Annotated in this window: 18 protein-coding genes; 5 read left to right on the forward strand and 13 right to left on the reverse strand. The window is 50.2% G+C overall.

Annotated features, from left to right (window positions below; all coding sequences use genetic code 11):
• Positions 1 to 93 precede the first annotated feature (93 nt).
• Positions 94 to 591: a flavodoxin domain-containing protein gene (locus JR338_11885; GenBank protein QRN83088.1), complete on the reverse strand. Its 498-nt coding sequence runs from the start codon at positions 589 to 591 to the stop codon at positions 94 to 96.
• A gap of 191 nt (positions 592 to 782) precedes the next feature.
• On the opposite strand from JR338_11885, the gene JR338_11890 reads away from it, so the two are divergent.
• The 5 genes from JR338_11890 to JR338_11910 all read left to right on the forward strand — a co-directional run bounded on the left by JR338_11890 (position 783) and on the right by JR338_11910 (position 7,295).
• A complete protein-coding gene (locus tag JR338_11890) occupies positions 783 to 1,283 on the forward strand; it encodes a hypothetical protein (protein ID QRN83089.1) in 501 nt (166 codons plus the stop codon).
• Between the two features lie 32 nt (positions 1,284 to 1,315).
• Entirely contained in the window at positions 1,316 to 1,732 is a 417-nt protein-coding gene (locus JR338_11895; GenBank protein ID QRN83090.1) for a zinc-ribbon domain-containing protein, read from the forward strand.
• A gap of 361 nt (positions 1,733 to 2,093) precedes the next feature.
• Positions 2,094 to 2,774 carry a response regulator transcription factor gene (locus JR338_11900; GenBank protein ID QRN83091.1) on the forward strand — a complete coding sequence of 227 codons (681 nt, stop codon included), beginning with the start codon at positions 2,094 to 2,096 and terminating at the stop codon, positions 2,772 to 2,774.
• The gene (locus JR338_11905) at positions 2,774 to 3,949 is read left to right on the forward strand and encodes a HAMP domain-containing protein (protein QRN83092.1); all 1,176 of its coding nucleotides are present in this window, start codon (positions 2,774 to 2,776) and stop codon (positions 3,947 to 3,949) included. Before JR338_11900 ends, JR338_11905 begins: the two co-directional genes overlap by 1 nt.
• Before the next feature lie 547 nt (positions 3,950 to 4,496).
• Positions 4,497 to 7,295 (forward strand): DEAD/DEAH box helicase family protein, encoded by a 2,799-nt coding sequence (locus tag JR338_11910; protein QRN83093.1) that lies wholly within the window; start codon positions 4,497 to 4,499, stop codon positions 7,293 to 7,295.
• A gap of 43 nt (positions 7,296 to 7,338) precedes the next feature.
• Here JR338_11910 and JR338_11915 read toward each other — a convergent pair whose 3' ends face one another.
• The 12 genes from JR338_11915 to JR338_11970 all read right to left on the reverse strand — a co-directional run bounded on the left by JR338_11915 (position 7,339) and on the right by JR338_11970 (position 17,957).
• Positions 7,339 to 7,932 (reverse strand): HD domain-containing protein, encoded by a 594-nt coding sequence (locus JR338_11915; GenBank protein ID QRN83094.1) that lies wholly within the window; start codon positions 7,930 to 7,932, stop codon positions 7,339 to 7,341.
• An 11-nt stretch (positions 7,933 to 7,943) separates the two neighbouring features.
• The gene (locus JR338_11920) at positions 7,944 to 8,411 is read right to left on the reverse strand and encodes a DUF1622 domain-containing protein (protein ID QRN84433.1); all 468 of its coding nucleotides are present in this window, start codon (positions 8,409 to 8,411) and stop codon (positions 7,944 to 7,946) included.
• Between the two features lie 169 nt (positions 8,412 to 8,580).
• Positions 8,581 to 9,480, reverse strand: coding sequence for a F0F1 ATP synthase subunit gamma (locus JR338_11925; protein ID QRN83095.1), 900 nt, complete (start codon positions 9,478 to 9,480; stop codon positions 8,581 to 8,583).
• Positions 9,480 to 11,165 (reverse strand): F0F1 ATP synthase subunit alpha, encoded by a 1,686-nt coding sequence (locus tag JR338_11930; protein QRN83096.1) that lies wholly within the window; start codon positions 11,163 to 11,165, stop codon positions 9,480 to 9,482. Before JR338_11930 ends, JR338_11925 begins: the two co-directional genes overlap by 1 nt.
• Entirely contained in the window at positions 11,162 to 11,908 is a 747-nt protein-coding gene (locus tag JR338_11935) for a F0F1 ATP synthase subunit delta (protein QRN83097.1), read from the reverse strand. The genes JR338_11930 and JR338_11935 overlap by 4 nt, the downstream gene beginning before the upstream one ends.
• 56 nt (positions 11,909 to 11,964) lie before the next feature.
• Entirely contained in the window at positions 11,965 to 12,249 is a 285-nt protein-coding gene (locus JR338_11940) for an ATP F0F1 synthase subunit C (protein QRN83098.1), read from the reverse strand.
• A 28-nt stretch (positions 12,250 to 12,277) separates the two neighbouring features.
• The gene (gene atpB / locus JR338_11945; protein QRN84434.1) at positions 12,278 to 12,943 is read right to left on the reverse strand and encodes a F0F1 ATP synthase subunit A; all 666 of its coding nucleotides are present in this window, start codon (positions 12,941 to 12,943) and stop codon (positions 12,278 to 12,280) included.
• A 109-nt stretch (positions 12,944 to 13,052) separates the two neighbouring features.
• On the reverse strand, positions 13,053 to 13,406 hold the full coding sequence (locus JR338_11950; protein QRN83099.1) for an AtpZ/AtpI family protein: 354 nt from the start codon (positions 13,404 to 13,406) through the stop codon (positions 13,053 to 13,055).
• A 2-nt stretch (positions 13,407 to 13,408) separates the two neighbouring features.
• On the reverse strand, positions 13,409 to 13,831 hold the full coding sequence (locus tag JR338_11955) for a F0F1 ATP synthase subunit epsilon (GenBank protein QRN83100.1): 423 nt from the start codon (positions 13,829 to 13,831) through the stop codon (positions 13,409 to 13,411).
• Complete coding sequence (locus JR338_11960) at positions 13,828 to 15,348, reverse strand: F0F1 ATP synthase subunit beta (GenBank protein ID QRN83101.1); 1,521 nt, start codon at positions 15,346 to 15,348, stop codon at positions 13,828 to 13,830. Before JR338_11960 ends, JR338_11955 begins: the two co-directional genes overlap by 4 nt.
• Positions 15,349 to 15,394: 46 nt before the next feature.
• Complete coding sequence (locus tag JR338_11965; GenBank protein ID QRN83102.1) at positions 15,395 to 15,874, reverse strand: hypothetical protein; 480 nt, start codon at positions 15,872 to 15,874, stop codon at positions 15,395 to 15,397.
• A 691-nt stretch (positions 15,875 to 16,565) separates the two neighbouring features.
• Positions 16,566 to 17,957, reverse strand: coding sequence for a hypothetical protein (locus tag JR338_11970; protein QRN83103.1), 1,392 nt, complete (start codon positions 17,955 to 17,957; stop codon positions 16,566 to 16,568).
• Positions 17,958 to 18,147: the final 190 nt, after the last annotated feature.

An 18,147-nucleotide genomic window follows, 5' to 3' on the forward strand; every position in this document is an offset into this window, starting at 1 on the left:
CCTTTTGGTTTAGAGGCTCCTTCCGAAAACCGTCAGCGGATGACTCACAAGGTCATCCGCTGACGTGTTAATCAGGATTATTTCGTTGAAGTGTTATGCGGGGAATTGATTGATCAGATCCTTGCCCCAGGCCCGGATTTCTTCCCAGTCACGTTTGTCTTCCTTGGGTTGGCTTTGCATTGTCTTGGCAAACATCCCAGTTAATTTATCCGGATCCATGCAGCCGCCGAAAAGTCCCAGGCTGACCGGCTCTTTGAGTTCCAGCAGTGGTTTGGCGAATTCTTTGGTCTTGCTGATGTTCTCTTCGGTTTTCTCACCCATCGTCATGCAGACCAAAAAGTAGGCAGTGGGGCGCTGTTTGAGCGCCTTCTTAAATTTACGGATGAACTTCTTGGTCTTGGGCAGAAGGTTAAAGATCCTAACGGCGGAACCGATGACCACGCCATCATATTCGGAGATATCCCGAATCTCTTCCACGGGGTGAACATCCACCGTCATCCCACTCTGCCGCATTTCCTCCCCAATGACTTCGGCTACTTCCGCAGTGGACCCGGCGGCTGTCCCATAGGCAATCAAGTATTTTTTACTCATCTGAATTTCCTTTTCTGAAGATTGTCGCTTTTATTATTATATATGGGAATGGGGTTATCCAGTTGCACCGTCTTGTTCCTGTGGGATTAGGCTGGAATAAACTTTATGGTTTCTTCTCCTTTTCTTTGAACTTTCTTTACATTTGCGTCGTATAAATTAATTGTAAATAGATTTATGAAGGAGATTCTGTTATGGAAAAGAAACGTAATATTGGTATCGCTTTATTGATCACGGCAGCCTTGCTGATTATTTTTACCGGGGTTGCCTTTGCCGCTGTTGCAATTCGCAGCCGTGCAATGTTCTACCAAAGTAATGTTCAGTCGCCATCCAATAATTTTTATGGCCCAATGGGACGGTATGGTGTTTGGACTGATGATTCAGATGAATTCCCGCCAATGATGGATGCCATGGTTGACGCCATTTCAGAGGCAACTGGTCTATCTGTGGATGAGATTAACGTCAGGTTGGCTGAAGGTGAGCGATTGTATACCATTGCTCTGGATGCAGGCCTGACCGAAGAAGAGCTTGATGCTTTGATGGATGAAGTCCACAGCACCTATTATGAACGCTATCAGGGTCGGTGGAACTCGGAAAACCGTTCTGGGTGGATGTTTGAGCATATGCAGGAAGAGTGGGAAGAACACGGCTTTGATGATGACAACTACGGACGCCCATTTGGCGGCTGCTGGTAAACAATAAATTAAGAATAAAGGAGATTTTTGAGATGAAGAAGCTTTGGCCGTGGTTGATCGGTATTGGAATTTTCGTTATTTTGGCTATGGTTCTCTGGTTTGGCTTGGGTCTCTTGCGCTACAGCCATTCGCCAGCGACCATGATGGGAGATCGCATCCGGTCTTACGGTGATTATGACCGCTATTGGACCTACCGTGATAGGGTTAGCAGCTCATCCTGGGCTTTCCCAATGTTTGGTATTCTTGGTATGGTCCTGATGGTGGGGCTTCCACTTGGCATTTTGGCTTTGATCGTGATGGGCATTATCATGCTGGTTCGGGCTGGCAAGAAGTCCGACTCTGACACGATGCCGGCTGCCCCCGTGCAACCCGTCTGCCCAGCCTGTGGACAGGAAGTTCAACAGGATTGGAAAGTCTGCCCACACTGCGGTGAGGCTTTGGAGAATTAGCAATGCGTTGCGGTGGTGGGAGAAATCCCGGACTATTGACGGCACTGCTGGTGGGATCCCAATTGGCAAGGGTCTCTCCGGTCGAGGTAAGGCAGCCCCCAAAGGATGAAGTCACCTGCCCGAAATGTGGCTATTCCCTCAAGGGTGCTTTTACCTGGTGTCCGAATTGTGGCGCCCGAAGCAAACCTTTTCATTGTGCGTATTGTCAGGGATTGGTCCCGGTTGACGCTGAGAGTTGTATTCACTGCGGCGCATCCATCCAATAAAATTATTATCAGTGAACCTGAAAGGCACAGAATCCCCAACTGTGCCTTTTTTAGGTAAAATCGAAGACAGGACTCACTAAACCGGGAGTTTGGGCGTGCGTGGAAAGATTCTGATTGTTGATGACGAAAAAGATATTCGTGACCTGATCAAAACTTACCTTGAGAAGGAAGGCTATCAGGTCTTTGAGGCTGGGGATGGTAAAGAAGCCATAGAACATGCGCGCTTGGTGCAGCCGGAGCTGGTCATTCTGGATATTATGCTGCCGAACCTGAATGGATTGGACGTGCTTTCGACCCTGCGGCGTGAATCGGACATTTATGTCATCATGCTGACCGCCCGAACCGAAGAAGTGGATAAGCTGGTTGGGCTGAATATGGGGGCGGATGATTACCTGACCAAGCCTTTTTCACCGAAAGAACTTGTCGCACGGGTCAATGCGGCTATGCGCAGGCTCTCGATGGCCGGCGGCACCAACCGTAAGCAGGCTTTCAATTTTGCCCATGTGAGATTGGAAAGTGCTTCGCGGCGGGCCTGGCTGGATGATCAGCCTCTGGAATTAACCGCGATTGAGTTCAACCTCCTGATGACGTTAATGGCTCATTCTGGACAAGCGCTCGGTCGGGATCAATTGCTGGAAGAAGTTTGGGGCAGGGATTATTTTGGCGACACCCGGGTGGTGGATGTCCATATTGGACATGTCCGGAAGAAACTGGCTGGCCGCCATATTGCGACGGTTTGGGGGGTGGGCTATCGCTTTGAGGATGAACGAGTCTGATGTTGGCATTTATTCGTAAACACATTTTCTGGAAGTTTTTCTTTTCCTATTTTTCACTGGTGCTGATTGGCATGCTGGTCATGGGAGTGATCATTCGTGTGGCTTTGCCAGGACTATTCAATAACCAATTAGTTGCAATGGCCACAATTTTTTCCAATTATGGCCTCAGCGAAACCGGGCATATGATGGGTGGCCGGGGAATGATGGGCGGATCGTTGTTGTATTCCGATCTGTATGGTGTATTTAACAAAATCATCCTTGAAGCCTTCGTTTATGCTTTTTTCCCTTCGACTTTTGTGGCGCTGGTTCTGAGCGTGATGATGAGCCGCCGTTTTGTCCGGCCTCTCAAACAGATGGGGGAGGCTGCGGACAGGATCGCAGCGGGAAATTATCGGGAGCGGCTGCCATTGGGGGCGGAACTTGCCGGTGGGCAAGATGAATTGCAGCACTTGGGGCGTCGTTTCAATCTGATGGCGTCCCGGCTGGAGCAGGTGGAAGAAAATCGGCAAAAGTGGTTGAGCGATGTGGCGCATGAGTTGCGTACCCCGCTGACTGTGATCAAAGGGTCAATGGAAGGCTTGATGGATGGTGTTTTGGAACCGGATTCAGCCACTTTGGAGCGTGTCTATCGCCAGGCGGACCGTTTGGAACGCTTGGTTAATGACCTTCAGGAATTGAACCGGATGGATGAAGGCGTGCTTGAGTTGAACATCAAGCCTATCCATCTGAACCAGGTCATTGCTGATGTGCTTCAGACCATGCGGATCAATTTCTCCAACCAGGGCATCCTACTGGCAGAGGATTTACCGGATCAGTCAATCACCGTTTTGGCCGACGAGGACCGGGTGGAGCAGATTTTGATCAATCTGTTAGGAAATGCCCTGCGGTACACCTCAGAAGGGGGCAGGGTGTTGGTCAGTGTGCGGGCTTTGGATACGGTGGCGGAGATAGCGGTCTCTGATGATGGCGCGGGGATATCAGTCGAGCATCTGCCTTTTGTATTTGACCGCTTTTACCGAGTGGAAGAATCCCGCTCCCGTCAGGAAGGAGGCAGCGGGCTGGGCCTGGCAATTGTCAAGAAGCTGGTTGAGGCCCAGGGCGGTCAAATTAAGGTGGACAGCATGGGCTTAGGGCAGGGCACAACATTTACCTTTACGCTGCCGAATAATCCTTAGATATCAAAATCGAAGATGATTTTAAACCGGTAGAGACGCTGATTAGGCGTCTCTACGGTTTTTTGGGATGTTGATTGTTTGTCTTGCTTGTTTCTTAGTTAAAAATGGTTGGGAAAAACAGTGAGGGAGATTTGACTGAGAATTCCAATAGTGTTTTTCAGAAAAGAAGAGTGTAGATATGCTTTTCGGGGAGGGATAGATAACGTTCCCGACTTTCCCCGGTTCCAGTGCCGCTACCAATTTCCTAACTTCTATGATACATAATAATCTGTCGAGGGATTCAAAGTGGGAGAACGCTGATAGGAATCTGTCAGGTTGGGGGCTGTCCGTGTGGTGAGAAGAGATTGGCAGAGGTGTTCATTTTGCCCAAAATTACAGGAATGGACAAGTCCCACTTTGACCATTAAATTTATCGAATAATGGGCCCTTCTCCCACCTGACCCCTTAAAAACAGGTGTTTTCCTCCCACTTTTCCCCAGGTTTTGCCAACTTGATTTTGGAGACTCGCCAGGAGGGGAAGGGCCTAAATCACGGGTATAATCGTGCTATGTCTTCTATAGTGGCTGTCGATATTGAAACAACGGGTTTGAATGCACAAGATGATTCGATCATAGAGATCGGGGCGGTCAAGTTCAACGGCCGTAGAGTGGAAGATACCTGGACGACCCTGGTGAATCCCAGACGGCCTATTCCAGGATTTATCACCCAATTGACTGGCATTTCGAATAATATGGTCCGGCAAGCGCCAATCCTCACAGAGGTGATTGGCGACTTGATCGGCTTTGCCGGAAATGCGCCCATCCTTGGGCATAATGTCACCTTTGACCTGACCTTTTTACGCCAGGCCGGTGCATTGCGGGATAACATTGCCCTTGACACGTATGAGCTGGCCGCGGTACTGATGCCGACCGCGAGCCGCTATAACCTTTCGGCACTTGCCCAACAACTGGGTGTGCTGCTGCCCGCCACCCACCGTGCCCTCGATGATGCGAAGGCAACGCATGGCGTCTATATTGAATTGCTCGAAAAGGCGCATCAGATCCCCCTGGAACTCCTGGCGGAACTGGTCCGGATGGGCGAGCCATTGGACTGGCAGGCCAACTGGACACTGCAGCAGGTGCTGCGACAACGGGCCAAAGAGCCTGTGCAAGCCAAGAAAGGGCGAGGTGGCACCCAGGGGCCGCTCTTTGAAAAGCCTGTGTCGAATGACAGCCAGCGGGTTGGATCAGAGGTGGGGGAAAGCCAACTGGATATTGAAGAGATCGCAGCGACCCTGGCCCCCGGTGGTGCGTTTGCCAAGCATTCCCCAGAATTTGAATATCGGCCGCAGCAGGTGGATATGCTGCGAAATGTCGCCAAAGCGCTCAGCAATTCCCAGCATTTATTGGTCGAAGCTGGGACGGGTACGGGTAAGTCTTTGGCCTATTTGGTCCCGGCTGCCTATTGGGCGATCCAGAATAATACCCGTGTTGTGATTTCCACCAACACGATTAACCTGCAGGATCAATTAATCAACAAGGACATCCCAGACCTGAAAGCGGCGCTGAATCTCCCCTTAAGGGCTGCTGTTTTGAAGGGGCGTTCCAATTATCTCTGCCCGCGTCGGCTGGCCGCTATGCGGCACCGCAAGCCGGAAAACGCCCATGAAATGCGGGTGTTGGGTAAGGTTTTGGTTTGGCTTTTGAATAGCCGCACCGGTGACCGAACCGAGATCAACCTGAATGGGCCAATCGAGCGCGCGGTTTGGTCACGCCTATCCGCAGAGGATGAAGGCTGCAGGTTAGAGGTCTGCCTCAAGCGCACCGGCGGACGCTGCCCGTTCTATCGGGCTAAGATGGCCGCAGAGGATGCACATATCCTGATTGTGAACCATGCGCTGCTGTTGGCAGATACGGCCACCGGCAACCGGGTTCTGCCTGCCTATGATTACTTGATCGTGGATGAGGCCCATCACCTTGAATCCGCCACAACCAGCGCCATGTCCTTCAAGGTGCGTGCAATTGATATCACCCGTCTGATCCGTGAATTGGGCGGCCCCAAGACGGGGCTTTTGGGACGGTTCCTGGACCTCTGCGAAGGACTATTACAGCCTTCCCAGATGGCTGCCCTGACCCAATTGGTACAAAAGGCCTCTGACCTCTCTTTCCGTCTGGACAGCCAAATGGGGCAATATTACCAGGCGCTGGATGCCTATCTGGAGGAGCAACGTGAGGGCCGTCCTTTGGGGACTTATCCTCAGCAGGAACGGATTATCCCCTCCACTCGGACCTTGCCGATATGGGTGGATGTGGAGATTGGCTGGGAGCAAGCCAATGAGACCCTCAAAGTGCTGATGGGAATCCTGCGTGACCTGAGAACGCCGATGAGGGAACTGGCCGATCAGGAAAATGAGGATGCGGAGGATATGTGGGGAAGCATCGGCAATATGTTCACCCGCCTGATGGAAATCCAATTCAATCTGCATGGCCTGACCACGGAACCGGATAGCAACATGATCTATTGGGCTGAGATTCATCCCCAATATAAAGAGATCAGCTTGAATGCAGCCCCCCTGCACATTGGCCAGATGATGGAGAAGTACCTCTGGTTCCAAAAGCAGAGTGTGATCCTGACCTCGGCTACCCTGACGACCAATAATGACTTTGACTATCTGCGGCATCGGCTGAATGCTGAGGATGCCGATGACCTTGTGGTGGGTTCGCCTTTTGATTATGAAACATCAGCAATGGTCTATATTGCGACGGATGTGCCAGAGCCATCTAACTATAACGGCCATCAGCGCTCAGTGGAATCGGCCATCTCCACCGTGGCGAAAGCTTCCGGAGGGCGGATGTTGGCGTTGTTCACATCCTATTCTCAGTTACAACGGACCTCGGACCGGATTTCGCCCATCCTGGCTCAGGATGACATCATGGTCTATGAGCAGGGTGAAGGCGCATCGGCTAATATGCTCCTGGAGACTTTCCGGGAATCGGAACGGGCTGTGCTCTTGGGTACTCGTAACTTCTGGGAGGGGGTGGATGTACCCGGAGATGCGCTTTCTGTGCTGGTGATCGTCAAACTGCCGTTTGATGTCCCCTCGGACCCCATCGTGGCGGCGCGCTCAGAGACCTTTGAAGACCCCTTCTATCAATATGCGCTGCCCCAGGCCATTTTACGGTTCAGGCAGGGCTTTGGCCGGCTGATCCGCACCCAAACAGACCGGGGCGTGGTGGTGGTGCTGGATAAACGGGTGCTCACCAAGAAATACGGCAAGCTGTTCATGGAATCACTTCCAACTTGCACTTTTAAGCAGGGCGTTTTGGCGGATCTGCCCAAGCTGACCGAACGGTGGTTGAATTTGTAAGTAGATTAGAATTTGGAAGCTTATACTAGGCTGGTTTTGCCATTTATGGCTTGAGCCAGCCTTTTTTAACGCTTTCTGCCAGCATCTCCTCAGCCATTTCCCATAATATGCTTGAGCCATCCTGGATGATGATGCAGATATTGACGACCTGTTCTTTGGTGACGTCATGGGCGAGCCAGGAATAGCCGCCATTGCAGTAATTGCTGTAAAGGGGCATGAAACGGTCAATAGCTTTAGCGAATTTCGCATCCGGGGTGGACCGTTCCTCGAATTCGTCCCAAAGAGCCCGCAGAGGCTTTCCCTGTTCCTCTGGCAGGCTTCCAAATACGATTTGGGCGGCTTTCAGTTCGGCTGCCTCCTGATTTTCCAGCCCTTCTGCATCATAAACGAAGGTATCCCCGGCCTCAATTTCAATCAGGTCATGGATCAGCAGCATCCGAGTAACACGATCCACATCAATGGGTTGGTCAGCATAAGGCGCTAGCAACTGCGCGCTGAGGGCGGCATGCCAGGAGTGCTCAGCGGTGTTTTCCGGCCGGGAGCCATCCCAAAGTGCATTCCGGCGGATCACATTTTTCAATTGGTCAATATAACTGATAAAGTCAAGGGTTTGTTGGAGTGGACTATTGATGGTCATAATTTGGTTTGTTATGTTGGCGGGGTAAAGTCGCCCGGTCCGCAGAATTCTGCTGATGACCGGATTTCACGTTCGAGGAAGTAGTTGAGCAGAATTCGCAGCAGGACGATGGCGAAAAGGATAACTACATCCGCAGTGGTGGGGGAGACGGCCAACCGGAGGATATCGCTGCCCATCGCAAATTCAAGGCCCAGGTTGAGCATGTGCCCCAGGCGCAGACGGACTTTCTCTGTCGAGTTGATCTGCCGGTTAGTGGCATCAAAGAGGTGTTTTGTATAGGTGATGACGGCGCGGATGACACCTGAACCAATCACATAGGCTGCAGCCGCTTCCGTGAAGATGATCAGATAGCCCACAACCTGAGTTAGCCAGATTTCCTGTGGGATGAGTGGCTGGAGTTCGCCGGCAGGTTGATCTGATACGATGGTCAGCAATGCCACCAGCCCGGCAATCAGCGCTACGGGGAGGATGTATTGCATCCAATGTTCATGATTGTTTCCGTTACTGGTGGTTTCTTGGCTCATCTTTTCCCTTCCAAGGCAATAGCGTCATTTATATCAACCATTATCCCTTAACTTAGATTTTTGGGCAACTTTTACGCGGAGGGTTAAAATAAAAAACCTGCCGTTTGATTGGCAGGTCTGGGTTCTAAAACTCTTTTTGTTTGCGTTTCCGCATATTTGACTGGACTTCCAGCACACCCTGAGTGATCTTCTCCTGACGGATGGTGTGGAATTGGATTTCCAACTCACCAACCCGCTCATCAATATTGCTAATGGCCGAGTCCATCGTTTGCAGACGGGCACTATGCTCACTGACGGTGGATTCGATGAAAGCCATGTAGAGCTGGGCTGCCAGGTGTTCCCAAAGCAGGAATTCTTTCAGTTCATCGGGATTGCTTTCGATGATCAGGTCTTCGGCAGAGGGAGCAAGGTTAGCATCCAGTTCAGAAATCTTGGGAGGGAGGATCTGGATGGACTGTGGGGTGTAGGAGCCGAAGTAATTGAACTTGTTATAAAGGATGTTCAATTCGTCAATCGCTCCAGCCTCATAAAAAGCCTGGATGTGCGTGATGGCTTTGCGGATGTTGATGAATGAGACGGCTTGGGAGCTGGTGATCTTTTCAGAATGGAAGATTTCATATCCGGCATTCTTGAAAAGACGTTCACCATAGCCACCCAGAGAGATGATTTTGACATCTTTATTTTTGCGGTCGAGGATTTCGGTCACATGGATGGCTTTGGCGATCAGACCGGTGTTGAAGTTGCCGCAAAGACCTCGGTCGGAAGTGAGGGAGATCAGGCCGACATTCACGCGTTCATTTCGTCCCTTGGTGTGGGCGGAAAGCCCAGCGGGAAGTTCCGATCCTAGCCGCGCCAGAACTGTTGCCAATTGGGAGTCGATATTCTTCGCATAAGATTGCGCAAAGGCGAGGTGCTGCTTGGCGCGCCGCCAGCGAATGGCTGACATAGCGCGGACCGACCTCAGAAGGTGTTTGATATCCTCTAAGCCTTGCAGGCGCAGTTGGATATCATTAATCGATTCCATTAGATGTCCAACTCCTCAGGCTCTTGCAGGAAACCAGTATCGTAAAGTTTCTTGATGTAAGCCTGAATGATGTCTCTAAGTTCTTTTTCCAACTGTTCATCCCAATGTCCGGAAGAGAACTCTGCCAACAAGCCGGCATGGGCCTGCTTGAGAAAGCGGATAAATAGTTTCTCAAATTCCTGAACCTGTTTCAAGGGAATCTCATCGAGATATCCCTGGGTCGCCGCATAAATGATGGCGATCTGGTGGGCCACGGGCAGCGGATCGTATTGCGGCTGGGTCAGCACGGTGCGGATTTTCTCACCGCGGTCCAGCTGCTGCCGGGTTTCCATGTCCAGTTCAGTCCCGAAGCGGGCGAATACCCGCAGTTCCAAATACTGGGCCACGTCCAGAGCCAGGTCTTTTGAGACAGCCCGCATGGCATCGTTCTGAGCGGAACCACCCACACGGGACACCGAAAGACCGATGTCGATGGCGGGTTGGATACCCTCATCAAACAACTTGGAGCTCAGGTAGATCTGACCATCCGTGATGGAGATCAGGTTGGTGGGAATGTAAGCTGAGATGTTACCAGCCTGAGTCTCAACAATTGGCAGGGCGGTCATACTGCCGCCGCCGCATTCACGGGAAAGGTTGGCGGAACGCTCCAGAAGGCGGGAGTGCAGGTAGAAGATGTCGCCGGGGTAGGCCTCACGGCCGGCAGGACGCTGCAGGAGCAGTGAGAGCTGGCGGTAGGCGATAGCATGCTTGGAGAGATCGTCATAGACGACCAGGGCATGCTGTCTGTTCAACATGAATTCTTCTGCCATGGCGCATCCTGCATAGGGCGCTAAGTAGATCATGGATGGGGAGTCTTCAGCGCTGGCCGAGATCACGGTGGTGTAATCCATTGCACCATATTCGTAGAATGTTTGCACAATCTGAGCCACGGTGGACATCTTTTGACCGATGCAGACATAGATACAGTAAACGCCCTGACCTTTTTGGTTCAGAACAGCGTCAACGGCAATGGCTGACTTACCGGTCTGGCGGTCGCCAATGATCAATTCACGCTGGCCTTTACCCAATGGAATGATCGAGTCGATCGCTTTGATGCCGGTTTGGAGGGGGGTGTCAATGGGGGTCCGGTCAATAAAACCTGTGGCCGGGAACTCAACCGGGCGGTAGTGGTCCACTTCAATGGCGCCTTTACCATCAATTGGCTGACCCAGGGGGTTCACCACGCGACCGAGGAGTTCCTTGCCAACCGGGACATCCACAACACGGCCGGTTTCATAAACCACATCACCAGCCTGGATGCCATCACCGGAGCCCAAGATGACAACACCGACATAATACTCATGGAGGTCCATCGCCAGGCCAAAGGTGCCATCCGGGAAAACGAGAAGTTCGTTTTCCAAAACGTCCTCAAGGCCGGAGACCAACGCAACACCATCACCGATCTGTTTGACAGTGCCGACATTTTCAGTCAGCAGTTTATAGCCATAACCAGACACGATTTTTTGAAGCGCGTTCAGAGAATGGTCGGTTTTTAGATTAAATCCGTTTTGCAGGTCCTCGAGCTGTTTCTCTTGTTCTTTAATGACCGTATCGATGTGCTCCCGGACTTCCGCTGTACTCAGTACAGGCTCTTCCGGAGTTTCAGGCTGCGATTGACCTGCGTTTGTTTTTTCTGTCTTTTTCATGCATCTTCCTGAAATTGTTTCTTAAGTTCATTGATCTGGCCGCCCAAGCTGCCATCAATCAATTCGTTTTCGAAGCGAAGTATGCCGCCAGCGATGAGTTTTTCATCGGTTTCAAACGTCAGATTGAATGGGATGGAGACCTGTTTCTTCAGGAGCGCTAAAAGGTTATCCTGAAAGTCCTGATCCGCTTCAATCGCCATGATGGCTTTGATGTATTCTTCCTCATTATGGGATGATGTTCCGACAAATTTTGAAATATCAATACCTTTGACTTTATCGAGGAATTCTTCCTGATAGAGCTTCTGGAGCTGAGGATTCATCAGACCGATCATCATCTCTCTGGCAAATTGGGCTACCAGATCAGCGATATCTTGTTTATGCTGTTGGATCGCTTCTGTGCGAAGCGAAGCAAGTGTATCTTCGGTTTGATGCCGGAAGCGTTCAGTCTGATTTTTTACTTCGTTCAGCATTTGCTGGCGTGTTTGTTCGATCACAATCCGGGCTTCATTCTTGCGGGCTGAGATTTCTGCGTCGATATTACTTGATTTTTGTTCATATTCCTGGCGGACTTTTTCTGCCTCTGCTTTGGCATTAGCGGCATCATCCATTGCTTTGGTCACCATTTCTTCCCGTTTTTGCATAGCTTTCTTGAGCGGGGTGAAAAGGAACCGGTAAAGGATGAAGACCAAGATGAAAAAGTTGGCCATTTGTAAAAGGATCGTACTAAGATTTATATTAAGCATAATCGTCTCGCAAGTTCCGAAGATGGGGTGTTAAGGTAAGGCAAATGTCTTTTGAGTTATGCACCGAGGATGAAGGACCGCATTGGGTTTGCGAATACCAGGATCAGGATAACGGCCAAGACGTAAATGGCTAATGATTCGAGCATAGCCAGGGACAGCAAAACCATACTGTTGATCCGGTCGCCCGCTTCCGGTTGACGGCTGAGGGCCTTCAAACCGCCATAAGCCACGATGGCCTGCCCAATGGCTGGTGCGGCAACACCAAACATGATGCCGGTCCCCGAGACAATCACTGTAACGATAATGTAAATCTTATCCCAAGGTAATGTAGACCAATCCATTTTTGTAACTCCTTATTTTTTCTTAGATTTAAAATTCTTGGGCATTAACTGCCCCAGCGATATAGACTGTAGCAAGCAGGGTAAAAATATACGCCTGCAAAAGGCCGGTGAAGATGCTGAAGAGCATCATGGGAACCGGCAGAATAAATGGTGCAATAATAAATAGAATTGCAATGATGATTTCTTCGCCCATAATGTTGCCGAAGAGACGGAATGTCAACGAGAAAGTCCGTGATAGTTCCGAAGCAACTTCGAGGGGCAGCATCAGCGCGAACGGCTCAACATAGTGTTTCATATAACCGCCCAGGCCACGGTTGCGGATGCCGAAATAGGGCACACTGATGAAGACGATTAAGGCCATGGCAATTGGAGTGTTGATATCCGGCGTGGGGGATTGCAGACCTGGAATCAAACCCAGTAAGTTGGCGCAGCCGATAAAGATGGCGATGGTGAAGACCAGCGGGAAGAACTGTTCTAGCTTGTTGCTCTCAATGTTCTTCGAGATCAGCCCTTTGATGCTTTCCACAAGCCATTCGATAGCATTTTGAAAGAGACCTGGCCGGACTTTGAAGGATTTCCCAACGAAAAAGGCGGCAATACTCAGCAGCCCCACCATGATCCAGGTATTGATAACCGTCGAGGTGACCTGTAAGGGACCAAGGGTGAAGACGACCTCAGGTGAAATTTCTTCCACCACCGGGGTTGGTGTGAAATTGGTTCTGCTGCGCAACTCAAAAGAAATCAATGCCATCACCACGATCAATACAAAGATCAGGATTAGACTGAGTCGCTTTTTGGTTTTCTCATTCGTTTTCATGGTTCTCCTTGTCAGAATCACTGCTTTGGTCTTGATTGGTCTTTATCTGACGACCATGTTCAATATAGAGGCTATACAGGTTGCTAAAGGCAACCATCACGCCGAGGATCAGCAAGCTGAGTGTCCATGTGATGCCGCCATCGGTTTTTCCATCAATATAGTGCCCCAGGATCGCGCCGCCAATCGGGGGCAGGGCCAGGTTCCAAGAGATGGTTGTCACCTGTGCCAGCAAGGTTAGGCCGTTCTGGCCATCGCCTTTTCGCCAAATCTTAGGAGATTGCGGATTTTGAACGGTTTCCGGGATATCTTCTTCCTGAAAATCTTCCTTTTTGATGGGCATGTTTATCGTCCATCGGTAATATTCGCGCCTTGCAGAGATTTCTCCAGTGAGAACTTGATCTGGTTGAATTCCAAATCGGCTTCTCGGGCAAGGGTGGCCAGTTTGGTTGCTTGTTGTGACAGGGTTAGTTGAACAGTTTCCATGTCATCGCCTTCTTCCGCTGCAGCGGTCAGGATTCGGACACGGGTGGGTTCGTGAGGTCTTTGTTGGACCTCAATGCTGCCCTGGTAGATCGCTATGTAACGGATCACGCCATCTTTTTGATAGTAGATCATGCCGGATTTGATATGAGCCATCATAGCCGCATGTCCGGGCAGGATTCCCCACCAGCCATCCGGAAGAAGGACGCGCATCGCTTCCGCCGTGGTGTTCACGACGTTTTTATCCGGCGTCAGGACTTCCAGTTGGAGGGTTGGCTCAGTCATTTCTGCGCCTCGGGTTTTTCAGCTTTTTCAGTTTCCGCGGGTTTTGCTTCCTTAGCCTCATCAGTGGAAGCTTTTGCGGCTTGCGTTTTTTGTTTGTTTTCCTGTTTGGCCTTGTTGAAGTTATCAATCACCTGGTCAATCGTGCCGGTCATATAGAAGAACCGTTCTGGAACGTTATCCAGGTCACCATTGAGGATCATTTCAAACCCGCGCAGGGTCTCCTTTAGCGGGACAAAGGCGCCTTTCCGACCGGTGAATTGTTCAGCCACGAAGAAGGGTTGGGTCAGGAAACGCTGAATCTTGCGGGCGCGCTGGACCAGGAGGCGGTCTTCTTCCGCCAGCTCTTCCATACCCAGGATGGCGATCACATCGCGCAATTCCTTATAGCGAGCCAGAGTTTCACGGACTCGAGTGGCGATTTTGTAATGTTGGTCGCCCACAACACGGGGCGTGAGCAGACGGGATCCGGATTCAAGAGGGTCAACGGCTGGGTAGAGACCCTGGCTGGAAAGCTGACGTGAGAGCACAACTGTGGCATCAAGGTGCGAGAAGGTCGCAGCCGGGGCGGGGTCTGTCAGGTCATCCGCAGGCACATAAATGGCCTGGATGGACGTGATTGCGCCGTTTTGGGTGGATACGATCCGCTCTTCCAATTCACCAACTTCAGTGGATAAGGTGGGCTGATAACCAACGGCGCTGGTCATCCGACCTAAAAGGGCCGAGACTTCGCCGCCTGCCTGAATGTAGCGGAAGACGTTGTCAATGAAGAGCAGCACGTCCTGGTGTTTCTTGTCACGGTAATATTCGGCCATCGTGAGCGCCGTGAAGGCGACGCGGAAGCGCGCCCCTGGCGGCTCATTCATTTCACCGAATACGAGGATGGCATCTTTGAGAACGTCGCTGTTTTCCATCTGCAGGTATAGGTCGTTACCCTCCCGGGTACGCTCACCGACACCTGCAAAAACGGAGACACCTTGATGTTCAGCGGAGGTGTGGCGGATCATTTCCATGATCAGCAGGGTCTTGCCGACGCCGGCGCCGCCAAGCAGCCCAACTTTACCGCCGCGGACGAAGGGGGCCAGCAGGTCCAGAACCTTCAGACCGGTAATGAAGAGGTCCGAGGTTGGTCGCTGATCAACGTAGGGCGGTGGCGATTGATGGATGCCAATGCGTTCAACATTGGCGGGAATCGGTTCCCCGCCATCTATTGTTTCACCGAGGACGTTGAAGGCACGGCCCAGGGTTTTCTCGCCAACAGGGACTTTGATCTGTCCACCGGTGTCATAAACGACCATTTTACGGCGCAGGCCTTCCGCGGATTCCATTGCCACGCCCCGGACGGTTCTCTCGTCGAGATGTTCCAGGACTTCAACGGTAATCACCCGGTCATCCATAGGGATGGTTAAGGCTGTCAGCAGTCGGGGGAGTTTTCGGTCATCAAATCGAACATCAATCACCGGCCCAATCAATCTTACGATGGAACCGGTGTGTTCTTGCGTATTGGATGGTGCTGTCATTAATCTGCTTCCTTATGCACTTAATTTATCAAACGTCATTTTCAATCTACGGCAATATGAAAGCTTTTCGCAGTGCGTTGAGAGCTTTTTCCAGGTCACGTCCGTCGATCATGCAGGTCAGTGAAGACACTGATGAGCTGATTCCATGGATGTTGATCTCAGTATCGCCCAGGGTTTTAAACATATGTCCGGCAATTTTCTGGCTGTCATCAAAGTCGAGGCTTGAGATGCATACCAGGGCCACATCGGGTTCTTGGATCACCCTTTGGCTGCCAATTTTTTCATGGATCTTTTGGGTGATTTCCAGTGTTTCTTGAAGATCTTCTTTTTTGACGCAAATAAGGATGTGATCATATTCCTTACCATCAAACAGGTTCACGATCAATTCGACATGAATACCCAGATCGGCGATTTTGGTGAAATAGCGGCCACCAATGCCTGGGTGGGTGGGGATCCCAATTAACCCAACCATGGCGATATTTTCTTTATAGATCAGTCCACCTGCTTCAATTCTTTCTTGATCCATCCGTTAGTTCTCCTTAATTTTCTTCTAGCCGATAATTACACAATAAAACCACGCTCTCTAGGCTTCCTTGGAGCGTGGGGATATCTTCGATTCTTGGTATGAGAAAATGTACCCGCGGTTGGTGGGATCAGCAACTGGATGCGCTGCTCGATTGAACATATCACAGGCTATTGAGTAATTACCATTTAAAAATAACAAGATAAACACAGTCACTCGGTTCTACTTGTTAGGCGGCAATCGTAGCGGTTGTTTGAAACTTGCGGTTGTCCCTTGAAATCTCTACTATTATTTTACTCTCTTTTGAGTTGCCCTATCTTCTCTGGCTCTCGCGGAGTATTAAAGGTTTGTCACACCTTCAATAAACCTCTCGCGTTGAGGAGCAGGAGCAGCATTTGTCTTTGCAGATTTCAATAGAATAGCTGGGAAAGGATAATGACGTAGTTTTTCGTTGCTGCCAAGCAGATAAATCAGGATTCTTTCAAATCCTTTGAGGGTGTTGTAGCGCCAAATAAAAGGGATTCCTCAAGATATTCAGTTTTGAAAGTATCTGCAAAAACAGGTTACTCACAAGCGAGTTATTATACTCCAGGGGCTGTTAATGTCAAGGACGAACGTCTTAGTTGAAGTTTTTAGATCACAATTTAATAGACTGATGCGGGCTTCTGCCCGCATCAGTTTGAAGGTAATACGACTATTCAAATTCTGTCCAGTAACTGGGGGAGATCCAGGCGGTGATAGAACCGATCTCTGAATATTGATCGTAATCCACCCAGATCTCGATCTCTGCGCTGTCACCAGCGGTGATGGGATCGTAGAACCAGTCGTGCCCGCCGCCGATGATGTAGCCTTCGGTATCGTAGATCAACACATTCACGTTCACTTCGCTTACTGTTTTGCTGTAACCATTTGTGAAGTTGACCGTGACATAATCTTCGTAATCACCGGTGATCTCAGCGCTGTTGACTACAAAGGGATTGTCGGTGAGTTCGTAATCATCCTCATAATCCCCAGGCAGGACCAGAATATCATAGGTGGTTGTTTCAGCTTCAACGGGTGGGGTGGAGACCCAGGGGGAGATCCCTATGGTATCCCCAGCCAGGAGGAGCTCAACATAATATTCCGCTGTCGCGGTGACGGTCTCATTGTCATCGTAAAAAGTGATATAGGCGGTGGAGTTGCTGAGCGGTACATCAACGTTGTTCTGAATGGTCATCCCACCCAGGATGTATCCATAATCATCCAGAAAGAAATTGTCCTCCAGGATGGTAATCTCGGACCAGAAATCATCACCTTCGTAATAGGCACTGGAATAGGTGTAGGTGGGGAATACCTCGCACCGGCTCACATCACCAAAAACATCCACATAACTGATAAAGCCCATGAAGTCATTGCCGGGAACGAATTGGATGGTGGAATACCCGGAGCCCACGATCTGGTCACCGCTATCCAGGCAGATCACGTCCGCCAGAATGTAGGTGTAGGTGTCGCTGCTGTCATTATAGACTTTGGCGGACACCATCGGCCAGCCATCATTTTCCCAATAGGTGACATCATCAACTGTGAAGGGATTGAGAAAATCTTCAGCCGCACTTGAGAGGTAGGTCCATTCAATTTCAATGGAATCCACCATGACTGCCTCGTCATCCAGATAAACGATCTCAGAGAGGCCAAAGGTCTCCTGCGGGAATAGATAGCTCAGGTAACTATCGTAGGTTTGAACCTCGGTGCCATTGGCGTCATAGAGGTAAATGGTGTAATCAATATCCTCAAAGAGGATATCAACGTTGGGATTTTGGAAATAAAAGGCGAGATAAACGGAGCCATCTTCCTGAATCCAGAAATCTTCATCCAACATGACCAGGTCCATTTCATCGCCGGTGGCAGGCACCAGAGTTTCGGCAAGCACATCTGTCTCATTATCTTCGGTTACGACAATATCCGGTTCTTCGGTGGTGACATCAACCAGTTCTTCCTCGGTTGGCTTATTTAGGATCTGACTGAGGGGATTGCTGACCTGGCAGGCCAGACCAATGATGAGTGGCAAGGCCAGCAGGAAGGTGAGTTTTAAGAATTTCTTCTTCATCTAATTCTCCTTTTCACAACTATAATGGATATTTATTTTTAATAGGTAAGGGTTTCAACATAGTGTAAGATGAGATTAAGTAGAACGGATTCGATATTGAGATTTTCTAAAGGATAAACAAATATGATTTATGTTTAGGCGCGGCGAATAAGACAAATTATGGTGATGGGCAGCTTGACTAGATGCATGA

The organism is Chloroflexota bacterium, assembly GCA_016887485.1.
Taxonomy (GTDB): domain Bacteria; phylum Chloroflexota; class Anaerolineae; order Anaerolineales; family Anaerolineaceae; genus Brevifilum.

Coding starts and splice junctions, on each gene's coding strand:
- JR338_11970 (QRN83103.1), bottom strand. CDS start 17,957: ATGAAGAAGAAATTCTTAAAACTCACCTTCCTGCTGGCCTTGCCACTC.
- JR338_11920 (QRN84433.1), bottom strand. CDS start 8,411: ATGCAATACATCCTCCCCGTAGCGCTGATTGCCGGGCTGGTGGCATTG.
- JR338_11955 (QRN83100.1), bottom strand. CDS start 13,831: ATGACTGAGCCAACCCTCCAACTGGAAGTCCTGACGCCGGATAAAAAC.
- JR338_11915 (QRN83094.1), bottom strand. CDS start 7,932: ATGACCATCAATAGTCCACTCCAACAAACCCTTGACTTTATCAGTTAT.
- JR338_11950 (QRN83099.1), bottom strand. CDS start 13,406: ATGCCCATCAAAAAGGAAGATTTTCAGGAAGAAGATATCCCGGAAACC.
- JR338_11935 (QRN83097.1), bottom strand. CDS start 11,908: ATGCTTAATATAAATCTTAGTACGATCCTTTTACAAATGGCCAACTTT.
- JR338_11965 (QRN83102.1), bottom strand. CDS start 15,874: ATGGATCAAGAAAGAATTGAAGCAGGTGGACTGATCTATAAAGAAAAT.
- JR338_11890 (QRN83089.1), top strand. CDS start 783: ATGGAAAAGAAACGTAATATTGGTATCGCTTTATTGATCACGGCAGCC.
- JR338_11960 (QRN83101.1), bottom strand. CDS start 15,348: ATGACAGCACCATCCAATACGCAAGAACACACCGGTTCCATCGTAAGA.
- JR338_11940 (QRN83098.1), bottom strand. CDS start 12,249: ATGGATTGGTCTACATTACCTTGGGATAAGATTTACATTATCGTTACA.
- JR338_11905 (QRN83092.1), top strand. CDS start 2,774: ATGTTGGCATTTATTCGTAAACACATTTTCTGGAAGTTTTTCTTTTCC.
- JR338_11910 (QRN83093.1), top strand. CDS start 4,497: ATGTCTTCTATAGTGGCTGTCGATATTGAAACAACGGGTTTGAATGCA.
- JR338_11925 (QRN83095.1), bottom strand. CDS start 9,480: ATGGAATCGATTAATGATATCCAACTGCGCCTGCAAGGCTTAGAGGAT.
- JR338_11885 (QRN83088.1), bottom strand. CDS start 591: ATGAGTAAAAAATACTTGATTGCCTATGGGACAGCCGCCGGGTCCACT.
- JR338_11930 (QRN83096.1), bottom strand. CDS start 11,165: ATGAAAAAGACAGAAAAAACAAACGCAGGTCAATCGCAGCCTGAAACT.
- JR338_11895 (QRN83090.1), top strand. CDS start 1,316: ATGAAGAAGCTTTGGCCGTGGTTGATCGGTATTGGAATTTTCGTTATT.